The sequence below is a fragment of the Candidatus Accumulibacter vicinus genome (assembly GCF_000584955.1).
In the GTDB taxonomy this organism is placed as follows: Bacteria; Pseudomonadota; Gammaproteobacteria; order Burkholderiales; family Rhodocyclaceae; genus Accumulibacter; species Accumulibacter vicinus.
Window position 1 is genome coordinate 33,498 of sequence record NZ_JDSS02000042.1, and the last position, 694, is coordinate 34,191.

Genomic DNA, 694 nt, shown 5'->3' on the forward strand with positions numbered 1-694 from the left:
GCCTGGAGTCGGTCGGCATGGTTGCCGCGGCATTGCCGCGCCCGTAACCCGAACTACGCAAGCCTGTTCCGCAGCCGCCCCCCCTTGACCAGCGCATCATTCGCCGGAATCACCGCCAGGGTGAGGACGGTCGACGAAATCATCCCCCGACCATCGGCGCGGCGATACGGCTCATCCCCTGCTGACGAAGTTCGGAAGTCGCGCTGAACATGCGCGAAGGTTCAATTTCGACCTCCGCGCCATCTGCGCCGACATTCAGAAGATCGCGGCGACTTGTGGCCATACGGTCGTCAGTCTCCCGCCGCGGATGTTGGACGTCGCCATTGACCCGTTGGAGCCATCCGATCGAGGGCTACGGCACCCTATTCGAGCCTGGCCCCTTTAACTCAATGAATACCTGCCCGTATCGCATGTCCTCGGAGTAAAGGATTTCGCAGCCTGCTGCCAGCGCTGCCGCGACGATGAGCGAATCCCAGTGGCCGGCGCGATCGGGCTGCGAATGCTCCGGCGGTAGACGTTCCACGATGCTGTCACCAACGTAATGCCGTGCTATTCTTACTTCTTACAGCAAGAAGGGGGAAAACTATGCGCATCACCAGCAAAGGTCAGGTGACCATTCCTGTTGAAATTCGCAAACAGGCCGGCCTTATGCCGAATACGGAGGTGGAGTTCGAGTTCAAGGACGGTGTTGTCC

At 60.1% G+C, this 694-nt stretch carries 1 protein-coding gene; it reads left to right on the forward strand.

Annotation, left to right across the window (positions count from 1 at the left end; translation table 11 throughout):
• Positions 1-585: 585 nt before the first annotated feature.
• On the forward strand, positions 586-694 hold a 109-nt coding region (locus CAPSK01_RS18175; RefSeq protein ID WP_034930118.1), incomplete at its 3' end, for an AbrB/MazE/SpoVT family DNA-binding domain-containing protein.